Annotated in this window: 21 protein-coding genes and 1 pseudogene; 10 read left to right on the top strand and 12 right to left on the bottom strand. The window is 42.3% G+C overall.

Features of this window, described 5'->3' with window-relative positions; genetic code table 11:
• Positions 1-109: 109 nt before the first annotated feature.
• On the bottom strand, positions 110-271 hold the full coding sequence (locus tag LC586_RS41250) for a hypothetical protein (RefSeq protein ID WP_306423300.1): 162 nt from the start codon (positions 269-271) through the stop codon (positions 110-112).
• Positions 272-405: 134 nt separating this feature from the next.
• Here LC586_RS41250 and LC586_RS30080 point away from each other — a divergent pair, with 134 nt between their 5' ends.
• From LC586_RS30080 to LC586_RS30060, 5 genes are all read left to right on the top strand, one after another.
• A complete protein-coding gene (locus LC586_RS30080; protein ID WP_229488932.1) occupies positions 406-936 on the top strand; it encodes a GNAT family N-acetyltransferase in 531 nt (176 codons plus the stop codon).
• Positions 937-1,630: 694 nt separating this feature from the next.
• On the top strand, positions 1,631-2,515 hold the full coding sequence (locus LC586_RS30075) for a lipid kinase (protein ID WP_229488931.1): 885 nt from the start codon (positions 1,631-1,633) through the stop codon (positions 2,513-2,515).
• Between the two features lie 54 nt (positions 2,516-2,569).
• Entirely contained in the window at positions 2,570-3,175 is a 606-nt protein-coding gene (locus tag LC586_RS30070) for an exopolysaccharide biosynthesis protein (RefSeq protein ID WP_229488930.1), read from the top strand.
• Between the two features lie 635 nt (positions 3,176-3,810).
• The gene (locus LC586_RS30065; protein ID WP_229488928.1) at positions 3,811-4,368 is read left to right on the top strand and encodes a hypothetical protein; all 558 of its coding nucleotides are present in this window, start codon (positions 3,811-3,813) and stop codon (positions 4,366-4,368) included.
• 179 nt (positions 4,369-4,547) lie between these two features.
• The gene (locus LC586_RS30060; protein WP_229488927.1) at positions 4,548-5,324 is read left to right on the top strand and encodes an SDR family NAD(P)-dependent oxidoreductase; all 777 of its coding nucleotides are present in this window, start codon (positions 4,548-4,550) and stop codon (positions 5,322-5,324) included.
• A 132-nt stretch (positions 5,325-5,456) separates the two neighbouring features.
• Here LC586_RS30060 and LC586_RS30055 read toward each other — a convergent pair whose 3' ends face one another.
• Positions 5,457-6,236: a photosystem II electron transport protein, Sll1252 family gene (locus LC586_RS30055; RefSeq protein ID WP_229488926.1), complete on the bottom strand. Its 780-nt coding sequence runs from the start codon at positions 6,234-6,236 to the stop codon at positions 5,457-5,459.
• Positions 6,237-6,483: 247 nt separating this feature from the next.
• Here LC586_RS30055 and LC586_RS30050 point away from each other — a divergent pair, with 247 nt between their 5' ends.
• Together LC586_RS30050 and LC586_RS30045 are read left to right on the top strand one after the other, a co-directional pair.
• Positions 6,484-6,978 (top strand): hypothetical protein, encoded by a 495-nt coding sequence (locus LC586_RS30050; protein ID WP_229488923.1) that lies wholly within the window; start codon positions 6,484-6,486, stop codon positions 6,976-6,978.
• A 7-nt stretch (positions 6,979-6,985) separates the two neighbouring features.
• Positions 6,986-7,360: a hypothetical protein gene (locus tag LC586_RS30045; RefSeq protein WP_229488920.1), complete on the top strand. Its 375-nt coding sequence runs from the start codon at positions 6,986-6,988 to the stop codon at positions 7,358-7,360.
• A 100-nt stretch (positions 7,361-7,460) separates the two neighbouring features.
• On the opposite strand, the gene LC586_RS30040 is transcribed toward LC586_RS30045, so the two are convergent.
• The 5 genes from LC586_RS30040 to LC586_RS30020 form a co-directional block, all read right to left on the bottom strand.
• Positions 7,461-7,985 carry a GNAT family N-acetyltransferase gene (locus tag LC586_RS30040; RefSeq protein WP_229488918.1) on the bottom strand — a complete coding sequence of 175 codons (525 nt, stop codon included), beginning with the start codon at positions 7,983-7,985 and terminating at the stop codon, positions 7,461-7,463.
• Between the two features lie 3 nt (positions 7,986-7,988).
• A complete protein-coding gene (locus LC586_RS30035) occupies positions 7,989-8,495 on the bottom strand; it encodes a hypothetical protein (RefSeq protein ID WP_229488916.1) in 507 nt (168 codons plus the stop codon).
• Between the two features lie 283 nt (positions 8,496-8,778).
• Positions 8,779-9,156, bottom strand: a complete 378-nt coding sequence (locus tag LC586_RS30030) for a hypothetical protein (RefSeq protein ID WP_229488912.1) — start codon at positions 9,154-9,156, stop codon at positions 8,779-8,781.
• 123 nt (positions 9,157-9,279) lie between these two features.
• A complete protein-coding gene (locus LC586_RS30025) occupies positions 9,280-9,552 on the bottom strand; it encodes a hypothetical protein (protein WP_229488909.1) in 273 nt (90 codons plus the stop codon).
• A 79-nt stretch (positions 9,553-9,631) separates the two neighbouring features.
• Positions 9,632-10,177 carry a shikimate kinase gene (locus tag LC586_RS30020; RefSeq protein WP_229488907.1) on the bottom strand — a complete coding sequence of 182 codons (546 nt, stop codon included), beginning with the start codon at positions 10,175-10,177 and terminating at the stop codon, positions 9,632-9,634.
• A gap of 1,252 nt (positions 10,178-11,429) precedes the next feature.
• On the opposite strand from LC586_RS30020, the gene LC586_RS30015 reads away from it, so the two are divergent.
• A complete protein-coding gene (locus LC586_RS30015) occupies positions 11,430-11,624 on the top strand; it encodes a hypothetical protein (protein WP_229488906.1) in 195 nt (64 codons plus the stop codon).
• 19 nt (positions 11,625-11,643) lie between these two features.
• Here the strand turns inward: LC586_RS30015 and LC586_RS30010 are convergent, their stop codons facing one another.
• From LC586_RS30010 to LC586_RS30000, 3 genes are all read right to left on the bottom strand, one after another.
• Positions 11,644-12,348 carry a LapA family protein gene (locus LC586_RS30010; protein ID WP_229488905.1) on the bottom strand — a complete coding sequence of 235 codons (705 nt, stop codon included), beginning with the start codon at positions 12,346-12,348 and terminating at the stop codon, positions 11,644-11,646.
• Positions 12,349-12,704: 356 nt separating this feature from the next.
• Complete coding sequence (locus tag LC586_RS30005) at positions 12,705-13,325, bottom strand: flavin prenyltransferase UbiX (RefSeq protein WP_229488904.1); 621 nt, start codon at positions 13,323-13,325, stop codon at positions 12,705-12,707.
• 17 nt (positions 13,326-13,342) lie between these two features.
• Positions 13,343-15,697: a ribonuclease R family protein gene (locus LC586_RS30000; protein WP_229488903.1), complete on the bottom strand. Its 2,355-nt coding sequence runs from the start codon at positions 15,695-15,697 to the stop codon at positions 13,343-13,345.
• Positions 15,698-16,818: 1,121 nt separating this feature from the next.
• Between LC586_RS30000 and LC586_RS29995 the strand changes: the two genes are divergently transcribed.
• The gene (locus tag LC586_RS29995) at positions 16,819-17,706 is read left to right on the top strand and encodes a slr1353 family protein (RefSeq protein WP_229488902.1); all 888 of its coding nucleotides are present in this window, start codon (positions 16,819-16,821) and stop codon (positions 17,704-17,706) included.
• A 67-nt stretch (positions 17,707-17,773) separates the two neighbouring features.
• Here the strand turns inward: LC586_RS29995 and LC586_RS29990 are convergent, their stop codons facing one another.
• A complete protein-coding gene (locus LC586_RS29990) occupies positions 17,774-18,112 on the bottom strand; it encodes a coiled-coil domain-containing protein (RefSeq protein ID WP_229488901.1) in 339 nt (112 codons plus the stop codon).
• A gap of 132 nt (positions 18,113-18,244) precedes the next feature.
• Here LC586_RS29990 and LC586_RS29985 point away from each other — a divergent pair.
• Positions 18,245-18,412: pseudogene (locus tag LC586_RS29985) on the top strand (slr1353 family protein); the annotation flags it as partial.
• 355 nt (positions 18,413-18,767) lie between these two features.
• Here the strand turns inward: LC586_RS29985 and clpP are convergent.
• Positions 18,768-19,379, bottom strand: a complete 612-nt coding sequence (gene clpP, locus LC586_RS29980) for an ATP-dependent Clp endopeptidase proteolytic subunit ClpP (protein ID WP_196517036.1) — start codon at positions 19,377-19,379, stop codon at positions 18,768-18,770.
• Positions 19,380-19,628: the final 249 nt, after the last annotated feature.

The following is a 19,628-nucleotide window of genomic DNA, read 5'->3' as shown; positions in this document are numbered from 1 at the left end:
ACACTGACCCCCTCCCTGTCAATCCTGCGGATTGAATTGGTTGGAGGTCGCGTTAATTTTAACCGCCTTATATCTCACCACTAAACGGAGTACCGTTTTAGTGGGAGGCTTACGGCGTAATAGCTAAATATCCAGGTTTTGGTTTAGCATCGGTTGTACAACAAGACATTGACCGCATCACCACTATCTGGCAAGAATCACGCCAAAAATTTGGGGCTGGTGGCAATTTTTTATTTGGAAATTTTGCGTAGGCGTAGCCCGTCGTAGACATCGTTGATGCATTTTTTGCTCCAGTTGTCCTGCGGTTTGTAACCTATGATGTGCAATTAGATCCTGTTTATAGAGACTATGTAGAGGCAGTTTTAGCGCTTCCAGCAATGCAAGAGTGGATAAAGGCAGCAAAGAGTGAGACAGAAATTATCTCCCAATACGAGTTTTAAGGAAAAGGCAAATAATAACATGAACGGCAGGAATATTTCAATTCGACATGTAAGCCAAAGGGATATTACTGCCATTATGGAATTGATTTATTTGAAAGCCGAATTTGATGATTGTCCTGAATCTGTAGAAGCAACTCCTCAAAAGCTAGAAATTGATCTATTTGGAGAAAAACCCCTTGCTTTTGTTCTTTTAGCTGAGGTTGATGGGGTTGCTATTGGGTTAGCAACCTATCACTTTATCTATTCAACTTTTTTAGCAAAACCTGGAATTTGGCTTGATGACTTATATATTAAAGCTGAACATCGAAGCCACCAAGTTGGTCAGGCGCTGATGCTACGCTTGCGCCAGATTGGACAGGAAAAAGGCTGTGGCAGAATCGATTGGACTGTAGCTGTATCTAACGAGCGTGGAATCAAGTTCTATGAAAGAATCGGTGCGAAGATCATCAACAAAGTAAAATTATGTCGTTTAGATGGTCGGGCACTAAGTAAGTAAATTTTAATTAGGGGAAGCAGGGGTAACTCAGGCTTCCTCTTAGAACTTTAGCGAAGAAAGCGCAAACTACGAACAAATTTTACCCATTAAATAAAGTTAAAAAATTGTAAATATTAATAGTAGTTATACAAGTTTTATCTAAAAATATGTATCTATACCAATAAATAATTATTGTTAGGCATTATTTTATGGATATTATAATATTAGCATTATATATCGGGTTCCTATTTGATCTGTGAACAAAATTAGGTACTGTAGGATGCGTTATGGATTTCATCCTAACGCACCATTCGTAAGGATTTGGTGTCGTACTCTCGCAGCTACACAACGCCAGTGACGCTCCTGCGTCGCTACCGCTACGCTAACGCTCAAGTTGGGAAACCCGCCCACACGACTGTCTCCCCTACGTATCTTTTAAAAATCAAATAGTAGTCCTATATTTTAGAAACAAAATACGTAAATCCTGTCATTTAGTGAGTAAAAAGTATATTTACTCAGTATCAACACACCGACGGTTAATAGAGATAAACTAGATAAAATAGAAATTAAAAATCTGTAAGCACAACATAATAACCATTGACGAAATGAATTTTTGATAATTGTCATAACAAATTAAACACTTTTTGATAGTCAACTTGAAGCAGAATACATGGATGCGGATAATTAGACATATCAACTACGAAAGGTACTACCCATGAGTTCTCGCGCACTGCTGTTAGTAAATCGTCATGCCCGCCAAGGGCAAAAGGGTCTATCGGAAGCGATTGAATATCTGAAGACACTTGGCTTTGATTTAATTGAGCAGTCTACAGAAGACCCCAAACATCTTGCTGAAGTTATACTTCGCTATCAGCATCAAGTTGACTTGGTAATCATTGGTGGAGGAGATGGGACTCTCAATGCCGCAGTAGATGCTTTAGTTGATACTCAGTTACCTTTGGGAATTTTGCCTTTAGGAACTGCCAACGACCTAGCCAGGACTTTGAAAATTCCGAATTCCCTCAGCGAAGCTTGCAAAATTATTGCCTATAGAAATTTACGCCGCATCGACTTGGGTTGGGTGAACGGCAAGCACTTCTTTAACGTTGCCAGTCTGGGATTGAGTGTAAAAATTACCCAGCTACTTACCAAAGAAGCCAAACGCCGTTGGGGAATATTTGCTTATGCCGCCACTGCATTGCAAGTGATTTGGGAAGCTAGACCTTTTACTGCGGAGATTTTAATCAATGGTGAATCAGTTCGCGTGAAAACAGTGCAAATTGCTGTGGGTAACGGCCGCTATTACGGCGGTGGTATGGCAGTGGCTGACGATGCGGCAATAGATGACCAAAGGCTAGACCTCTATAGCTTGGAGATGAAACATTGGTGGCAGATTATACTATTACTCCCTGCGCTGCGACAAGGGCGACATATACATTGGGAGAGTGTACGCTCTCTTCAAGGTCAAGAAATAGAGGTGTATACTCGCAAACCGCGCCCTATTAATACAGATGGTGAAATCACTACCTACACTCCTGCTCATTTTCGGGTTATACCTAAAGCTGTAGCTGTTTTAGTACCTCCAGAAATTAGGAGTTAGGAGTTATTATTCTCTCTTATCTCCCTCTGCTAAAAATGTGGGAACTCGCACCAAATGCATCTGAGATTTTCTCAAGATATAAAGTCCCTGTTGCAACGCCTAGCTGAACAACCGCTAACTCTAGGTGATATTCTGGCAGAAACCTCAGAACGAGGGTTCTGCCTGGTAATTACATTATTAATTTTGCCTTTTTTATTTCCTATGCCACCGGGATTAACTGGCCCTTTTGGTGGTGCTTGTTTACTGTTGTCAGCCCAAATGGTTTTAGGGAGGCGATCGCCTTGGCTGCCAAAAAGAATTGCTAACTACAAATTTCCTCGTCCCTTTGCCCAGTTACTTTTGCAAAATTTGGGACATCTTACTAAAGTGTTACAGAAAATCGCCCGTCCCCGATTGGCAAAAATAGCCCATCATCCTTTGATTTGGCGAATTAATGGGCTTTGTATCTCTTTGTTAACAGTATTACTAATATTACCAATTCCCTTTACAAATCCCATCCCCACTGTAGGTATTTTACTTTTGACTGTTGCCACCATCGAATCTGACGGTTTATTAATTTGCATCAGCTATGGTATTACTGTCCTAATTACCTTGTGCTTTGGATTTATTGGTTACGCAGTATGGTTAGCTCCCAGTTTGCTGCCATCTATATTTAAATAATAAAAACCCCCAGCTTTAGGCTGAAGGCTGTAAATTATTAGGGTGCATCTACCATTTATTAATCCGCTTTATTGATTGCCATATCCGGGAAGATTTAAACTATAAGCAAATTTATTTTATTCTTAAATGAAAAAACATCAGCAATAAAAAAGCCTTCAACTAAAAGCTGAGGGCTATGATTTAATTAAGGTGCATCTACCATTTATTAATCCGCTTTATTGATTGTAATATCCGGGAAGATTTAACTTTGTCAAAAAATATTTTAATTTTGAATCAGAGAATCTCAATAACAAAAAAAGCCCCCAACTAAAAGTTGAGGGCTGTGATTTAATTAAGGTGCATCTACTATTTATATATCCGTCTTAGTTATTGCTGCATCAGGAAGAATTGAAAAAAAATGGATGGCTGTGGAATTGATTTTGTTAGCTACAAAGATAGTACTGATATCAACGAGGATAAACTGCGGTATTTAACTAGGTAATCATTGACCAACTTCATAGTAATTTTACAATTACCCGGAATTTACCCTGGATACACAAAGTTTCTGTTAATATCTCTGAGGCTATATCCGCAATAGTACTAATTTAGTTTATTAGTTGGGTATATGACTATGAAAGTTAGACGCACCCAACTTAATGAAGCGATCGCAGTTTCTATTAGCCCTTGCTAGTTTTAGTATTGTCGGGGGAAGCTTTTTTCTGAGAAGAACTTTTAGCAGTACTAGGGAACCTAAAATAATAACTGATACATCACGTTACAAAGAAATTCGTAATCAACTATGGTCTGATAATGACCAAGTAAAACATTTTCCTAATGAGATTCCCACTGATGCCAAAGATGTTCGCATTGCTTACTCTCCCGAATTTTTGCAAGGAAGTAGTTTTTTTCAAATTAGGCTGAAACAGCAACCAAAAAAGATAGAAAAATTACTTTCACAATACAGAAGTAGTGCAAAGCAAAAATATATAGGTGGTAACACAAACGAGCACATAAATCAACCTAGTGGTGTGCCGACAACTTTTTTCTACACCAGTGACTCTTACACAGAATCTTTTCCACCTACTTATGAAATATTGGTATTAAATACAGAGGATAAAGGTAGACCTGGCTTCAAGTGGAATCATGGAAATAGCTACGGCGTCGCTATTAATACTTCTGCCTCAGAAATTATCTATTGGTCTGAAAAATGGTAATTAACAATTTCATTTTGAATTGGAATCGCCATGAGAAAAATCATTATTTGGGTTACGGCGCTCTCTTCAGCGCTAAGTTCTGCTTTTACCCTTTTGGGTATATCACTTTGGATAGTTAAAACTTATAGCCAGCATCGCTAAAATTTTAATGGTGCTTAAAAACTATCTGAATATGTAGAATGCCAACTGCTTTAATTACTGGTGCTTCTAGTGGTATTGGTAAAGCTTTTGCCCAAGAACTAGCTGCACGCAAGACAAATCTTGTACTCGTTGCTCGTTCCGAAGAGAAACTAAGCCAATTAGCTAAACAACTAGAAGAACAACACAAAATTCAAGTAGAGGTTATAGTCAAAGACCTCACAGAAGCTAATGCAGCTGCTGCTGTATTTGATGCCACTAAAGAAAAGGGATTAACCATTGACATATTAATCAACAATGCTGGTTTTGGTTACTATGGCGACTTTGCTGAAGGGGATGGAGAAAGACAAGTCAAAATTGTACAATTAAACATTTTGGCATTGGTAGATTTAACCCATAAATTTCTCCCCTTGATGCGGCAACGTCGTTCTGGAAGTATTATTAACGTATCCTCTATTACCGCATTTCAACCCATACCATACCTTTCTGTTTATGCTGCCAGTAAAGCTTTTATTCTTAGCTTTAGTGAAGCACTATGGGCAGAAAATAATCAATATGGTGTCCGTATTTTAGTCACTTGTCCAGGGCCAATAGAAACAAACTTTTTTGCAGAAGCTAATTTTCCTCCAGCACTGGCAAGTACTACAGATAAAGTGTATTCTTGCGAAAAAGTGGTTTGGGAATCTTTAGAGGCTTTGGAAAAAGGCTATCCAACTGTTATTAGTTCTGATACTAACACTCAAATTAGAAGTAAATTATCTCGACTTGTACCGCGCAAACTTCTGTTGAATATGTTAGCAAAACACTTTAAAGCCTAAGTATATTTAGGAGTTAAGAGTTAGGAGTTAAGAGTTAGGAGTTTGGAGTTAGAAGTTTGGAGTTTGGAGTTAAAGAAAGTAGTAAATTTAAAACTCCTAACTCCTCACTCCTCACTCCTCACTCCTGACTTATTACATATATCTTGTTAATTGAACTCGGTAACGGTCTTTTTTTGTAACGGCTATTTCCCCAACTTCTAAACGTCCTTTAGAGCGAATGGCGATTAAGTCGCCTGATTTGACTTGAGAACTAGCTTGGGTAATTTCTTTCCAATTGACACGGACATCACCAGCATCAATGAAATCAACCATTTTGCTGCGGGACATGCCAAAACCAGCAGATGCGATCGCATCTAATCGCAAAGAAGCCTCTACAGTAGTTAATTCTTTTTTCTTTGGTTCCCGAACTTTTAATTCAGTTACCTCAATTCGCTGAGTTTTCACCGGAACCGATCGCACCTGTTTAAGACTTATTTCCAAAAATTCCACCAACTCTGGTGCGACAATCGCCTGTGCCCCTCGTTCTCCCAAGACAATAACATCTCCCGTCTTTTCACGAACAATTCCCGTCCCCAACATTGCGCCTAAAAAGTCGCGGTGAGAGGCGGTATCAAACAGGAAATTACCAGCAATTTCCACAGCGACAAGGCTAACTTGAGATTGATCTAAGGGAAGTTCTGAACGAGCGATCGCTATTCTTTGGCGTTCAGCTTGCGGATATCCGCCCCACGCAACTAATTGCACTTCTGTTAATCGGTTAAACACCCGTTGAATTTCTGCCAATTCTGGGGGAGACAGAAAATCAGTCAAAACCACTTCCCAAGTTTTGATGGCTTGCTCCGCTTGATCGATTACACGAGCTACACTATCTCGATTTTCAACACCTTTTAAAAGTTCTTCTCGTGGCAACATTCTGAAAAATTATGAGTTATGAATTGAGAATTAAGCTTTATAACTATCTTGATTCTAACTTTCTAAAGCGACTGATGTTGAACTATGACACGGCATTTTCTCTAGCTAAAAATCTTTCATACTTTTCTGGAGATGGTTCCAGCACCCAGAGTTTCAATCCCTATTGACCCCTGATGAATAGTACGTACAATTATACGTAGGGACTAATAATTTTCTTAAATCGGCGTTGACTAAAAACGCATAACCTATGTCTATCGGGACTTTCGGCAATATCTACTCAGATGAGTTAATTACAGCCACTGAGTTGAATCGTCAGCCTGGGCGAGTTCTGGACAAAGCTTTAGAACGTCCAGTGACAATTACTCGCAACGATCAGTCTTTTGCCTTGTTGCGCCGGGAGGAAGTAACTTTTCTCGTGAAGGCAGCAACGCAGAGTAAAGCTGTTTTTGAGGCGTTAACTGTCGCCTTCTCTTTGTTACTGGGAAAGGAAATCGCTTTTGAACATCCTTATGGATGGCTGAATGTGTTTGAAGAAGATGATCTGCAAGACTTTATCAAGGAGCTGAGTAAGGCTTTTCGGTTGATAGATTCCTCAACTACAGCATGGGAGATAATTGACGCGATCATCCATGAATGGCATGAGAGCGCCGTAGCGATCGCTAGTCCCGAACTAGCAGATGCTTTTAGTGCCGAGACTGATGAAGTACCATTAAAGCCGCCATATACTCAGAGTACTTTCTGAATAAGGTATGTCAGATAACCAAGAAGAAAATCCAATAGTGGAGAATGTGGAGCCGCCATTTGTCAAACTGACAGTTCCAGCATTATCTGAGATAGAAAGTACTTGGTTGGTGGTAGCGAAAAATCGTCGGGTGAATCGGGACTGGGAAGCTTTAATGCAGCGCCATCCAGAAAATACACGTCGTTGTTACGAGGATTTATGTACTGCACCAACCACCAGACAACCTGGGCGTGTTTTCCCTTTAAAGGGCAAACCCTACAAAGGGGCGTGGGAATATGAGGTGACAAAAGGAGACAGAGTGTTTTACGTTCCTGATGAAGAAGAGTTGAAAGTGGTTGTCTACTATGCAGGAAAACATCCAAATCTTTCACCCACACCCTAATTCGTGCCAATAAGGGACAGTGGGCTACAAATAAAAAGTTCTTCTCGTGGCAACATTCTTAAAAATTATGAGTTATGAATTGAGAATTAAGCTGCTATAACTATCTTGATTCTAACTTTAATTCCCATTTCAGCAGGTTTTCATCCCTAGCAATTTGTTGCATTCCCAGTTTTTCCAAAATGCGAATCGAGGCAACATGATCGTCTGGAGAATGAGCGATAATTCTCTTGAGTTCTTGCTGAGTAAAGGCAAAATCGACCAGTGCTTCTACTGCTTCAAAAGCAAATCCCTGCTGGCGATAAGCTGATAGCACCTCATAACCCATTTCTACAGTTCCTGTCTGATCGGGTTTGCCAATAAAACCTAAATCGCCAATTAAAGTAGAATCGGCAATGTGAATCATTAGCCAGACACCCCAACCCAACTGGGAAGGATCATCTATTAGCATCTGAGCATACATTGGGAAAATATCTAACACCTCAGATCCATACCAATCATCAGGAACCCGTACCTCTAAAAGCCTCTCTACTTGGGATTTATTTCTTGTCACAACGGCTTGCGCCACCTCCAAAGAACAAGGAAGCAACTCAAGTCGCTGTGTTGTGATGTGTAAAGTATGACTCATTTATTACACGCTACTTGTGTCAGCATAACCTTGGATATTTTCTGGATCAAACTGACGTAATATTCGGGTTGCTTGCCGAGTTAGAGTTTCAGAACCTTGAACGGCAACTAAGTATTTACCCGCATCTAAGCGGTTACGATAAGGTAAAGCATCACCACTACCTACGAGTAAACCGACTCCGCCACCGACCAACACACCACCCATAGCACCACTAGCAGCACCCAGCAGTCCGCCAACGATGTGATTTCCAACTTCACCTGCCCAGGCAAAAGTATCTAAACCAGTGATGAGGCTGAATGTAAAACCTGCAAAAAAGCCGAATGGTATCAGCCAGGTTGCCATCAGTTGTGCTTGCTTTTTGGCTTGGTCTTTGGGGTCAATTAAGCCAAACTCGTCAGCTGTTTTATATCCTTTCCCCAGGATAGTGCTGTTTATGCCTTGTTCTTCTAAGGCTAAGTAAGCAGCTTCGGCTTGAATGCGGTCTGGTAATACGGCAACAAGGTAATTCATTGATTTTACAATTTGTCTAATAGAAGTTTTGCCTTAATTAACAGCGTATCAGTCCTGGTGGAATCATCTTGCATTGGGTAGGAGTTTGGAGTTGGGAGTTAGGAGTTAGGAGTTGGGAGTTGGGAGTGAGGAGTTGGGAGTTGGGAGTTTGGAGTTTGGAGGGGCTTTTATTCTTACTTTGCTAGCTCTTAAGGGGTTGGGGGTTAGGTCTGTATTAAACTCAACTGCAAACCGCGTAGGCGTAGCCCGCCGCAGGCATCGCACAAGTTAAATGTACATCCGATCACTTTAGCGAATCTAGTGGCTCACAAAAATTGTTCACGCCTTGCTTGAGGACATAAATCAAAACTGGCGTTGCTAAAATCTTAGGAAACGTCGGCATTGCTTTTAGATGTTCCATCATCTTTTGAGGTGAAGAATTAAGCAAATCTTCCCGATATTCTTGTTCGCAAATGACCACACGCCATTTTCTAGCCAAGGCATCTAACCACTCGGAATTTGCTCTTTCTGGTTGTTGTCCTGCCCGGATAGCTAGCGTCATCGCCGCATCTTCTAAATCTCCATCACAGTCTTCAATCAAATCCAGCGCTTCCATATCGCTCTTATCATCTGCCAATTGAGAGCGAAACTGTGCAATTTCTTGAGATGTTACTTTAGTCATGAGTCTTTGACAAGGCGAGCGATGCCTACGGCGGTAAACTACGGACACTCAGTTATGCTACATCATTTCACAAAATTGCTGTTACAAATAGGTTTTTCGGGGCGCCTTCAGAATCCAAAATGTTTAAGACTTACTTACCAAGATATCCGCACCGAGAAAGCCCCTGCTTGAAAGCATGGGGGTAAGGTGCATTTCGACAAGCTCAGTTACCACGGGCGAAATTTGCCTGCCTAATATCTGAAGTTGTTCAAGAGGATGACAATTTTTTGTGAGATTATTAAGCTCCTCTAGCGACGCCGATAGCGTTCGCGTAGCGTCTCGTAGAGAAGCGTTAGCGAGTCTTCTCCCAAGGGGAGACGCCAAAGGCGAACGAGCGTCATAGCCCGTCGTAGACATCGCCTGATAAAATTACTGGCAATCCAGAATTAGCAGAGTTTGTCCTGCGGATGGCCAAAATTTGGTAATTTGAGTCTTCCTAATCAGAATCTTGTGTTTTGAGAACGCTAGGAATTGCTTCAAGTATTCCCTTGGCAACCTCTTCAGGCGTTTCTCCCTCTCGCTCGATGATATGCAAATCAGCTTGAGAGTAAAGTGGTATACGTTGTTCGAGGAGCGATCGCAGTTTGCCCTTGGGATCAGCATCTTGCAGGAGTGGTCTTGTGCTATCCTCAGCTAAACGGCTGTAAATTAGCTCCACTGGCGCATCTAGCCACACTATCAAACCGTGGTGCAGATAACCCCAGTTTTCTCGCCGCAGTACAATGCCTCCACCGGTTGATATAGTTAACTTTGTAAAAGCACAAACTTGTGAAAGCACGTCACTTTCTAGCTTGCGAAATCCTGCTTCCCCTTCTTCGGTAAATAACTCATTGATAGATTTACCTGTTGCTTGGGCAATGACATTATCAGTATCCACAAACCCATAACCTAATTCCTTTGCTAGTAAGCGCCCTATTGTCGTCTTACCAACGCCCATCATACCAATTAAGTACAGGTTTACTCCTTTTAATAAGCTGCTCACCAGTTGCTTTGCTCCAATTCTGAGTGCTGAGTCACAAATTAAAATTATAAACTTAATGACTCAATCTAGGATTTAAAAATACGGAGTTTTTCACCGATCGCGCAACCGGATAAAATTACTTGATAGGCGATCGCTAATCAGCGTTTAATTTTAATTAGGGAAGTTCTTGAGCCAGAATAAATGAGATACAGCGTATTTCAGGTAAATGAAATACACGGGTAGGGGCACAACATGTTGTGCCCCTACGATTATCTGTACCTCACGCTTGTTGCAATCTGCTGTATAAACTTGAATTTATCTGAAAACTTTTATTGTTTACTCAAATGCAAAAGAGCGATATCTTCTCGAATGAAACACTATGCGTACCTTGCTTAAGAGCAGGGGTACGCTAATGCATCCTGGGTGACTCCAGTTTTCACCTTGACTGACTATCTGACTTGGTTACTCAGCATTTATTCTATGTATTTATATAATCAATTAGAGAGGTAAACTCTCAATACGGTTCGGTTAAGGTTTTTTGATGAAAATTTTAGATCGCAAAGATGCGATAAATCATCACAAAGACGCGATAAATCGCCGTCTCTTGTCTTAACTTTGATTAACTCCATTAGCAATTTCCGCAGAACTACAACTGCAAAGTAAACATCTCAAGAATTTATTTTCAACGGGTGTTAAGGCTTTTTCTTTTGCACAATCAAAATTTACGTGTAACTTTTCTAACTTGATATTGTTTTTACCTTCTACAAATTTATCTTCTATTTAAGAAGAATCAACTCTCGTTATTACCGTTATTAATATATTTAAAGTAAGTTAAACAATAGATTAACGATTCTTCTGTGAAATTACCATAAATAATAAACGATAAATTTCTCAGAAATGTAGTAATTTTCATCAAATAACTAGGTAATTGCTGCATAGCGATCGCTATGCTTAACTAAAAAATTAATATAGCTTGTTTGAAACTTTATTCAAACAATTTCTGTCTATTTAAATAACCCGAATTTTCACTCTGGCAAGTAATTTTAAGTATACACAATACTGTGTTTTTACTAGCACAGGGTCGTTATTCTAAAAGTTCAGTTATAACAAGCCCTAATCAATTAAATGTTTCCTATAAAGGTGTAAATAATGACTTATATCCTGCGATCGCCCAAAAAAAGCTTGCCAAGTTGGAATTTCGGCACAAAGACTACTGCATATTTCACCCCAATAAGCCTGAATGAATAAATATAGGATGGATGAGGCGTCAACTATGACTCGAATTCGTGATCTTGTACAAAAAGCTTTAGCAACTGGCTATTTGACAGTGGAAGCTGAAAATCAACTACGACAACTGTTGACTACCCGGTATGACTTGGAGGATTTTAATGCTTTCATGACTTTGCAGGAAGCTGCCATGACTGGTAGGGTCAAGCAAGAGTCTAGAGAGCGGTGTGGCATCAAGTAGAGACGTAGCCTGCTACATCTCACCGACGGGGGCGTTTACCATCATCTTCAAAATCATCATCATCATCAAAAAATTCCCAATCATCATCATCATCGGCTTGATTGGTAGTTGGCGGCTGATAAGGGGGGATGATTACCCGGTAATCAGCATCATAAACGGATTCAGTTTTTCCCGCAGCCGTATTTTTTGGTTCCCGGTAGCTGTAGGAGTAAACTGAACCAGACTGAGAACTGCTTTTGGCTTCTGATTGACGTTCGTAAGTTTTAGAGTCGTTAGGTTGTTGAGCTTGAGGATTACGGGTAGGTGCTTCCTCTGACTTTTCATCAAAGTTCCAATCATCATCTTTACTGCTATTTGTCTCCCAATCATCAAATACATCACTAGTAGGCTCCTCTTTTTTACTAGCTGGTGGTGGAGAATTGGCAGGGCGAGATGTAAATTCTTCTCTACGGGTTGCCTTCGCACGAGGCGAAGTTGCGCTTCGACGGTCAGCAGTTTGGCGTTGTCCTCTCCCAAAATAATTGGATAAGTTAAACAAAGTACTAATTAATATAGATGTGAAAGCACCAGTGGCAGTACTAAACAAAATCCATATAGCTAGTGGTAATGGTTGAGTTTGCACGCCCAAAAATACTAGCGATAGGGCGGGTGAGAAATTTTGGACTAATAACAGCGTTAGTCCTCCCAGTACTGCCACCAATAGAATTAAGCGAATTACAGCCATAGCAATTTTGTCAGTTGTCAGTTATCAGTGGTCAGTTGTCAGTGGTCAGTTATCAGTCTGATTCAGGACTTACGCAAAATACCTCTCAAACTCTTATTCCTCCGTGTCGCGCCAGTTGCTTCTCCCTTGGCGCTAGCCTCTCCCTTTGGGATTCGGGGAGACGCTGCGCGAACAAGTCTCTTAACCGCAAGGGCGCACTGGCTTCTCTGTGTCTCTGTGGTTCGATTTTCCGTTACCTGTGCGTAAGTCCTATGATTATTCTTCGCTACTGTTCACTGACTACTGACACTATCAGCCATCTCTATCATTACCTTTTTAGGACTATTGTGAAATTTACAATAAATCCATTGAGGATGTTAACGACGACCTTGCCACCGCTGAATTGGGATGCAGTCAATATCTAGTTGATCTAAAGCACGGGCAACTACAAAATCCACTAAATCCTCTATGGTTTGGGGATTATGATACCAGGCAGGAATCGCGGGGACAATTCTCACTCCAACTTCTGCCAGAGAGGTTAAGTTACGGAGGTGGATGAGGCTAAAAGGCGTTTCACGAGGAACAATGATCAGCTTTCGTCCTTCTTTGAGTTGGACATCCGCCGCCCGTTCTAGTAAATCGGAACTCAAGCCAACCGCTAGCTTTGCCACTGTACTCATGCTGCATGGAATAATTATCATCCCCAGTGTGGGAAAGGAACCACTGGCAATCCCGGCTCCAACATCACCCCAAGGATGGCAGCGGAGTTTACCCGAAATTGCGACTCCAGCTTGCTCTCGCCAGAATTGTTCTTGCCCGGTTGGTTCTGGTGGCATCCGAATTTCCTGTTCTGACTGCCAAACCATGTAAGTTGATTTAGAGGCAACCAATTCAATACTATACTCCGCTTCTAGCAAAAATTTGATTGCGCGAACAGCGTAAATCAGACCAGATGCGCCTGATACGCCTAAGATTAGAGGCTTGGTGTTGTTTGACACGTAAGGTTTAGTTTATTTTACTCATCTTCAGAGTAAGGATCTAGGTCATCAGGCTCAATGTCATTTGGTAAATAAAGGTCTGAAAGCTCCTCATTGGAAGGATTACCAGTTAAACCTCTGGCTACGCCATCGCTGCCAACTGTTACCAAATCAATTTGCTGACGGTAGTAATCGACACTCTTAACTTGCACGGCGACGCGATCGCCTAGTCTATAAGAAGCGCGATTTTTGCGACCAAACAGTGCTTGTTGTCTGGCGCGATATTCATACCAATCATCCTTGAGAGAACTGACGTGTACCAATCCTTCTACCCTCAGAGGCACACCAGGATTACTGCTGGACTCCACCTCAGCTGCTGGTACTTCAATTTCCACAAAGAAACCGTAGGATTGAACCCCGGTAATCACGCCTTGAAATACCTGACCGATGCGTTGCTTCATCAGTTGGGCCTTTTGCAGTCCGGCTAAATCGGCTTCAGCTTCTTGGACTTCTTTTTCTCGGTCGTTGATTTGGACAATTACCCTAGTCAAATCGCTTTGCAGTTCTTGTTGCAATTCTGGGGGTAAAACGTTCCAGTTAATTTCCTCGTGGCTGGAGGAGTGGCGCAGGTTAACGCGCTCTCTCACACGGGTATTGCGGCGATCGCGTCCGTTTTCGAGTAGTGCGTAATACACTCTCTGCATGAGCAAATCTGGGTAACGCCGCAAGGGAGCGCTAAAATGCACATATTGCGGTAGTGCCAGACCAAAGTGAGATCCTTTGGTGGTGCTGTACGCTGACGGCTTAAGTGTATCTTGTAATAAGTAAGTAAGAACTTGCTCAGAGGGAGATTCGGCAAAAGCTGTGGTCAAATGTTGGTAATCTAAGGGTTGGATATCGACTTCTGGATCTAGTGTGAGGTCAACGCCTAAATTGACTGCCAATTTCAGCATTTCCTGGACATCTTCAACATCGGGTGTGCCTTGGACTCGCCAAATGGCGGGAACACCAAGAGCATTTAAGTGAGTTGCTACCAGTTGATTAACTAACAGTACCAACTCCGTGAGTAGCGATCGCACTGGTAAATCATTCACCACCACAGCGCCGAGAATCCCCTCATCATAGTAGGCGTTTTGGCTAGGCGGCAGATTTAACTGGAGGCTACCACGATTCAACCGTACCTGTTTCACGGCTGTTTGCAAGGCTTGGAGGTCTTGCAGGATTTGGGAAACCTGTGGAGATTGCTCAAGAGATTCACCTGTAAGAATTGCTTGAGCTTGTTCAGTAGTCAGTGCAGTTTCGACGTTGATTACACTGGGTTGAATTTCCCACTCTAGGACTTGTCCAGATTGGGGATCAATGGTAATTAAAAAAGAGATAGTTAAGCGATCGCTCCCAGGTACTAAAGAACAGCGTTCTACCACACCTGGGGGCAAAATTGGCAGTACTAATTCTCCCAGATACACTGATTTGCCCCGTTTGAGTGCTTCTCTATCTAGGGCTTCGTCAGGTTGGACATAGTGAGAAACATCGGTGATATGAACCCCTAAAAGCCAATTTCCGGCTAAGTTTTTTTCTAAACTAAAAGCGTTTTCTATAACTTTGGTATCGCCATTTACTCCTTCAATGGTGAAGGTAAATAAATTACGTAAATCCAGCCGATTTTTCAGGTCTGCTTTGAGTAGCTTTTTGGGCAACTTGGCGGCTGCATCTAGCACATTATCTGGAAAAGTCCGGGAAAGGTCGTGTTTGCACGTAACTAAATCTATATCAGCAGCAGCTTCGGCATCGCTACCGAGGATTTGCACTACTCGACCAAGGGGAGGATATTGTGCCAATGGGTAACGCAAAACTTCTACATGAACCAGGTGATCGATCGCTTCTTCCAACTTTGCCCCGTTAGGCTGAATCTTAAGTTCAAACAGCAATCGATCATCTAAAGGCACAGCCCGGAAACCAGCTTCCACCTGCTTAATTCGTGCCAGTAACGTGTGGTTAGAACGTTCTAGAATTAGCTTCACCTCCCCTTCGGGAGAGCGACGGCGACTGCCTTCTTTGAGAACTCTGACCAAAACGCGATCGCCATTCCAAGCATTACTCAGATGACTTTCGCGGATGTAAATATCCTCAGCTCCTTCCACATCTTGAATAGCAAAGCAAAAGCCTTTACTAGAACAACGGAGTTTTGCCTCAATTATTCCCTCTTCTGAGACACGGCGGTACTTGCCCCGTTCTTTCACTAAAATACCGATTTTTTCCAGAACATCTAAGGCAATGTGAAGTTTTTGTAAACTTTTTTCATCTTCACAGCCAAGTTTCTTTTCTAAAACCTTCCGAGCTACCAATTTATCATCGGTGAAATTGGCAAGGAGTGTAGCGATTGAAAATTCCATGCAGTGAACCGACCTTTGGTCAAAACATCATTTTTTTGTTTGGTTCTTTTCTGTATACCCTCACGGCTTACAGAAACAAGTTGGAAACGAATTGCTCAGAGGCAAGACTTCCTAAGTTCTAAGGAAAGGAAGCCCAACGCCGCAAGAGCGATAAACTACTCCCGCAGTTGGGAGCAAAGGAAGGCGACCCACAGACAACTCTGGGCGTCTACGAACTTCTCACTGCACGATGCTCTCAGAGTTCGCCTGCGTTCAAGTCTCTTCACCTAACCAAACTTAAGATTACACGCCTGATTAGGATTTAGCCCCGCTAGGTAATTACGCGACGGGTTTTTGAGAAGCTGGGTTTAGAGAATCCATACTGCCCAAAAGCGCTATGCAGGGGAGCCACTGCGGTGAGGCAGCCTCCGTCTTGGCGGTTCCCGTCGATAGCGCAGCGTTAGCGAGTCAGACGCTCCTACGTCGCTAATGCTGCGCTATCGAGCGTCTGGGGTTTCCCCAAGTGGAGCAAGTGGCGTGGAAACTACAGGTGTTTGATTGTCTAGAGTGAAAGTAATTTTACGACATTAGACTCTGATTTTTAACTAGGCAAAACTGCCGTGAACCCAATTTTCCCACATGTAGAATCGGTAACAATTAGGTGAGCAGGTTAATAAGCAGTGAGGGCGAACCTTATCTCCATTATTGTAGATTTAGAGCGCACTTCCAGAAAATACTTCTAGATATCCAGTTGGGTAATCAGTATAGCATTGCAGGCAAGACTACCCAGACAAGTTAGCACTAGCAAAAAATTTCGTCAAAAAAGAGCTACTGTTACAATAATTGGGACACAAGGCAAAGCAAGAATATCACCTTAGATAGCTCAGAGCAAAGAATTATACTTACTCATCGCCTGCCAAGAAACTGATGACCCCGCCAGGAATTCATTCAGCTAAGTCTGTTTGATTAGATTGGAATCCTCACGCCTTCAGGCTGAGGAGGATGTCAAAGATAGTAAGCAATATTGGCAGGCATCCTGGGTATCGAGTGGATGTAAATTAAAGTAAGGGCAGATGAGCTAGCTTGAACATACAGGCAGTATCAACTCCGTTATTAAAAATATTTAGATTGGTAGCAGTATTATGTTGGCTCAATTCCAGAGCTTGTATCCCAAAGGCAGTCTGATTTCTGAATTAGTGCAAATTTTTCAAGGAAAATATATTGTCCGGGCAAGCGTGCAAATAGAAGGCGTAACCCGTGCTACGGGTATGGCAGCAGCAGAAACAGTAGAAGCAGCAGAAGACCAAGCCAGAACCAGGGCACTGATAGTTTTGGGTATTACAAATGCACCACAGCAATCAGTAGCATTTAGCTCAAATCCAATTCCCCCAGCGCAGCTAAACCCTTCCTTGAATACCAAAGGTGGATTAGATGAGTCTGCTGCGTATTCCTCTGCAAAAGATCAGGATTTTGTTAGTAGTCAGTGGCCAGTAGTCAGTGACAAAGAAATATCTATACCACCCTCTAAAGTACGGAATATCAAACCAGAAGTAGTAACAAACATTAACGAACAGTACGGCTACAGCAATGCTGCGCCCCTAGCAAGCGATACCTATAGCCAGGATTTAGGTCAAAACTTTCCTGTGACTACCAACCGGGAGCTAGAATTTGATCCTCCAGTGGAAAACTTGGAAATAACCTTTGATAACCAGCTAGAAAATCAAACCTTTCCAGCAATTTCTGCCAATAATGTCACACCATTTACACCTCGGAGTTACAACCCTCAAGAGGATGTCGCTACCCCGCCAGTGACAGGAAAGAGAAAGAAGAAAGCTGAACCCGTTGATTTATCGGATGTAATTGCTAAAACAGATGTCGAACTTCAGCGTTTAGGCTGGACACCAGAACAGGGGCGGGAGCATCTGATTGAAACCTATGGTAAGCGCGGGCGTACTTTGCTAACTGAAGAAGAATTACACGGATTCCTCAAATACTTACAATCTCAGCCAGACCCAATAGCGGGATTTTGATTAGTCATTAGTCATTAGTCATTAGTCATTAGTCATTAGTAAGGACTAATAGACCTCTTGCAAAAGTCTATCCCCTTTTCCACATCCCGTGAAAAGTCAGGTTGAGCGACAGCATTTGCTTGTTGAGCGACAGCATTTGCTTGTTAAGCGACAGCATTTGCTTGTTGAGCGTACGCATTTGCTTGTTGAGCGTACGCATTTGCTTGTTGAGCGTACGCATTTGCTTGTTGAGCGTACACATTTGCTTGTTGAGCGTACACATTTGCTTGTTGAGCGTACGCATTTGCTTGTTGAGCGTACGCATTTGCTTGTTGAGCGTACGCATTTGCTTGTTGAGCGTACGCATTTGCTTGTTTGGAAGAAGGTATTGGCTAAGAGGATGTTTGAAAAGTATTTTTGGTAACATCAAAGCCTCCCAAACCTAACCCCCCTAGCCCCCATTCCCTTGTAGGGAAGGGGGGTTTCAAAGCCTCTCTCCGTTTCGGGGAGAGGAATGGAAGCGGGGTTCGTAGTATACTTTGCGACTTGTCAAACATCCTCTAAGACTGATGTCGAGATAGAGCGTTTAGGCTGGACACCAGAACAGGGACGGGAGCATCTAATTAAAACTTATGGGAAGCGATCGCGTTCTTTACTGACCGATGATGAATTGCACGAATTCCTCCAATATCTCCAATCTCAGCCAGACCCAAGAGCAGGATTTTGATTTCCAACTTCTAAATCAAGTTTTGAATTTCTAAATCAAGTTTTGAAGTCAAATAACCCCTCTTCAGTTATGAAAAGGGGTTATTTTTAGGGTTTAAGAAAATTAAAAGTCAATACGCTTGGGTTAGCGCCAAAAACCTTAAATTGTGTAGGTTGGGGAGCCACTGCGCCCTTGCGGTTTCCCGACTTGTTCGCGCAGCGTCTCCCCTTGGGAGAAGCAAGTGGCGTTTGAGGAGCGAAACCCAACATTTTCGGGGCTTTGTTGGGTTGCGCTTTGCTTAACCCAACCTACAATTTTCCTTAACCCAAGCGTATTGAATTAAAAGTGGTAAATCACCATTTACCAATCGTGACTATTAATTAAGAACAGCAACTGCTGGGCGGCTACCAGCAGCGTGACGGTCAATCACTTGGTCAATCAAGCCGTATTCTCTGGCTTCCTCTGGTGACATAAAAAAGTCACGTTCAGTATCTTCAGCAATCCGCTCAATTGGTTGACCTGTATGTTCAGCTAAATAGTCGTTTAGCCGCCGTTTGTGGTACAGAATTTCCCGCGCCTGAATTTCAATATCAGTCGCCTGTCCTTGAGCGCCGCCTAGAGGTTGATGAATCATAATCCGAGAATGGGGTAGACTCATCCGCTTACCCTTAGCACCAGCACTGAGGAGGAAAGCGCCCATACTCGCCGCCAATCCGGTACAAATGGTACAGACATCAGGGCGAATATGTTTCATAGTGTCAAAAATGCCCATACCAGCCGTCACCGAACCACCGGGAGAATTGATGTACATATAAATGTCTTTCTCCGAGTCTTCGGCATCCAAATACAGCAGTTGGGCAACAATCAAGTTAGCAATGTTGTTGTCAACTTGTTGTCCCAAAAAGATGATGCGCTCACGCAACAGCCGTGAGTAGATGTCAAAGGCGCGTTCGCCTCGACCCGATTGTTCAATAACGATAGGAATCATGGAAGCGTGTTTGTGGCTACTTTAAATACATTTTATCGGTGACAGCACGAAACTGGGGTTTATCTCTACTGTTCTCAAGCAGATAAATCAAACCTTTCTCGTTTTCCCTTGCCCAAAAACAGTACAAAAGATGATTTTGCGATAAATTTAACCCCCAAGGGCACTTTTTAATGGCAAAAGGTGTCTAAGAAAATATCCCATGAAGAACAAATCAAAAAACTCCAATCATCGCCAACCTCATATCTCGGC

The organism is Nostoc favosum CHAB5714, assembly GCF_020829495.1.
Classification (GTDB): Bacteria; Cyanobacteriota; Cyanobacteriia; order Cyanobacteriales; family Nostocaceae; genus Nostoc; species Nostoc favosum.
Note: the sequence above shows the minus strand (reverse complement) of the source record. Positions and strands in the feature narration are given on the sequence as shown.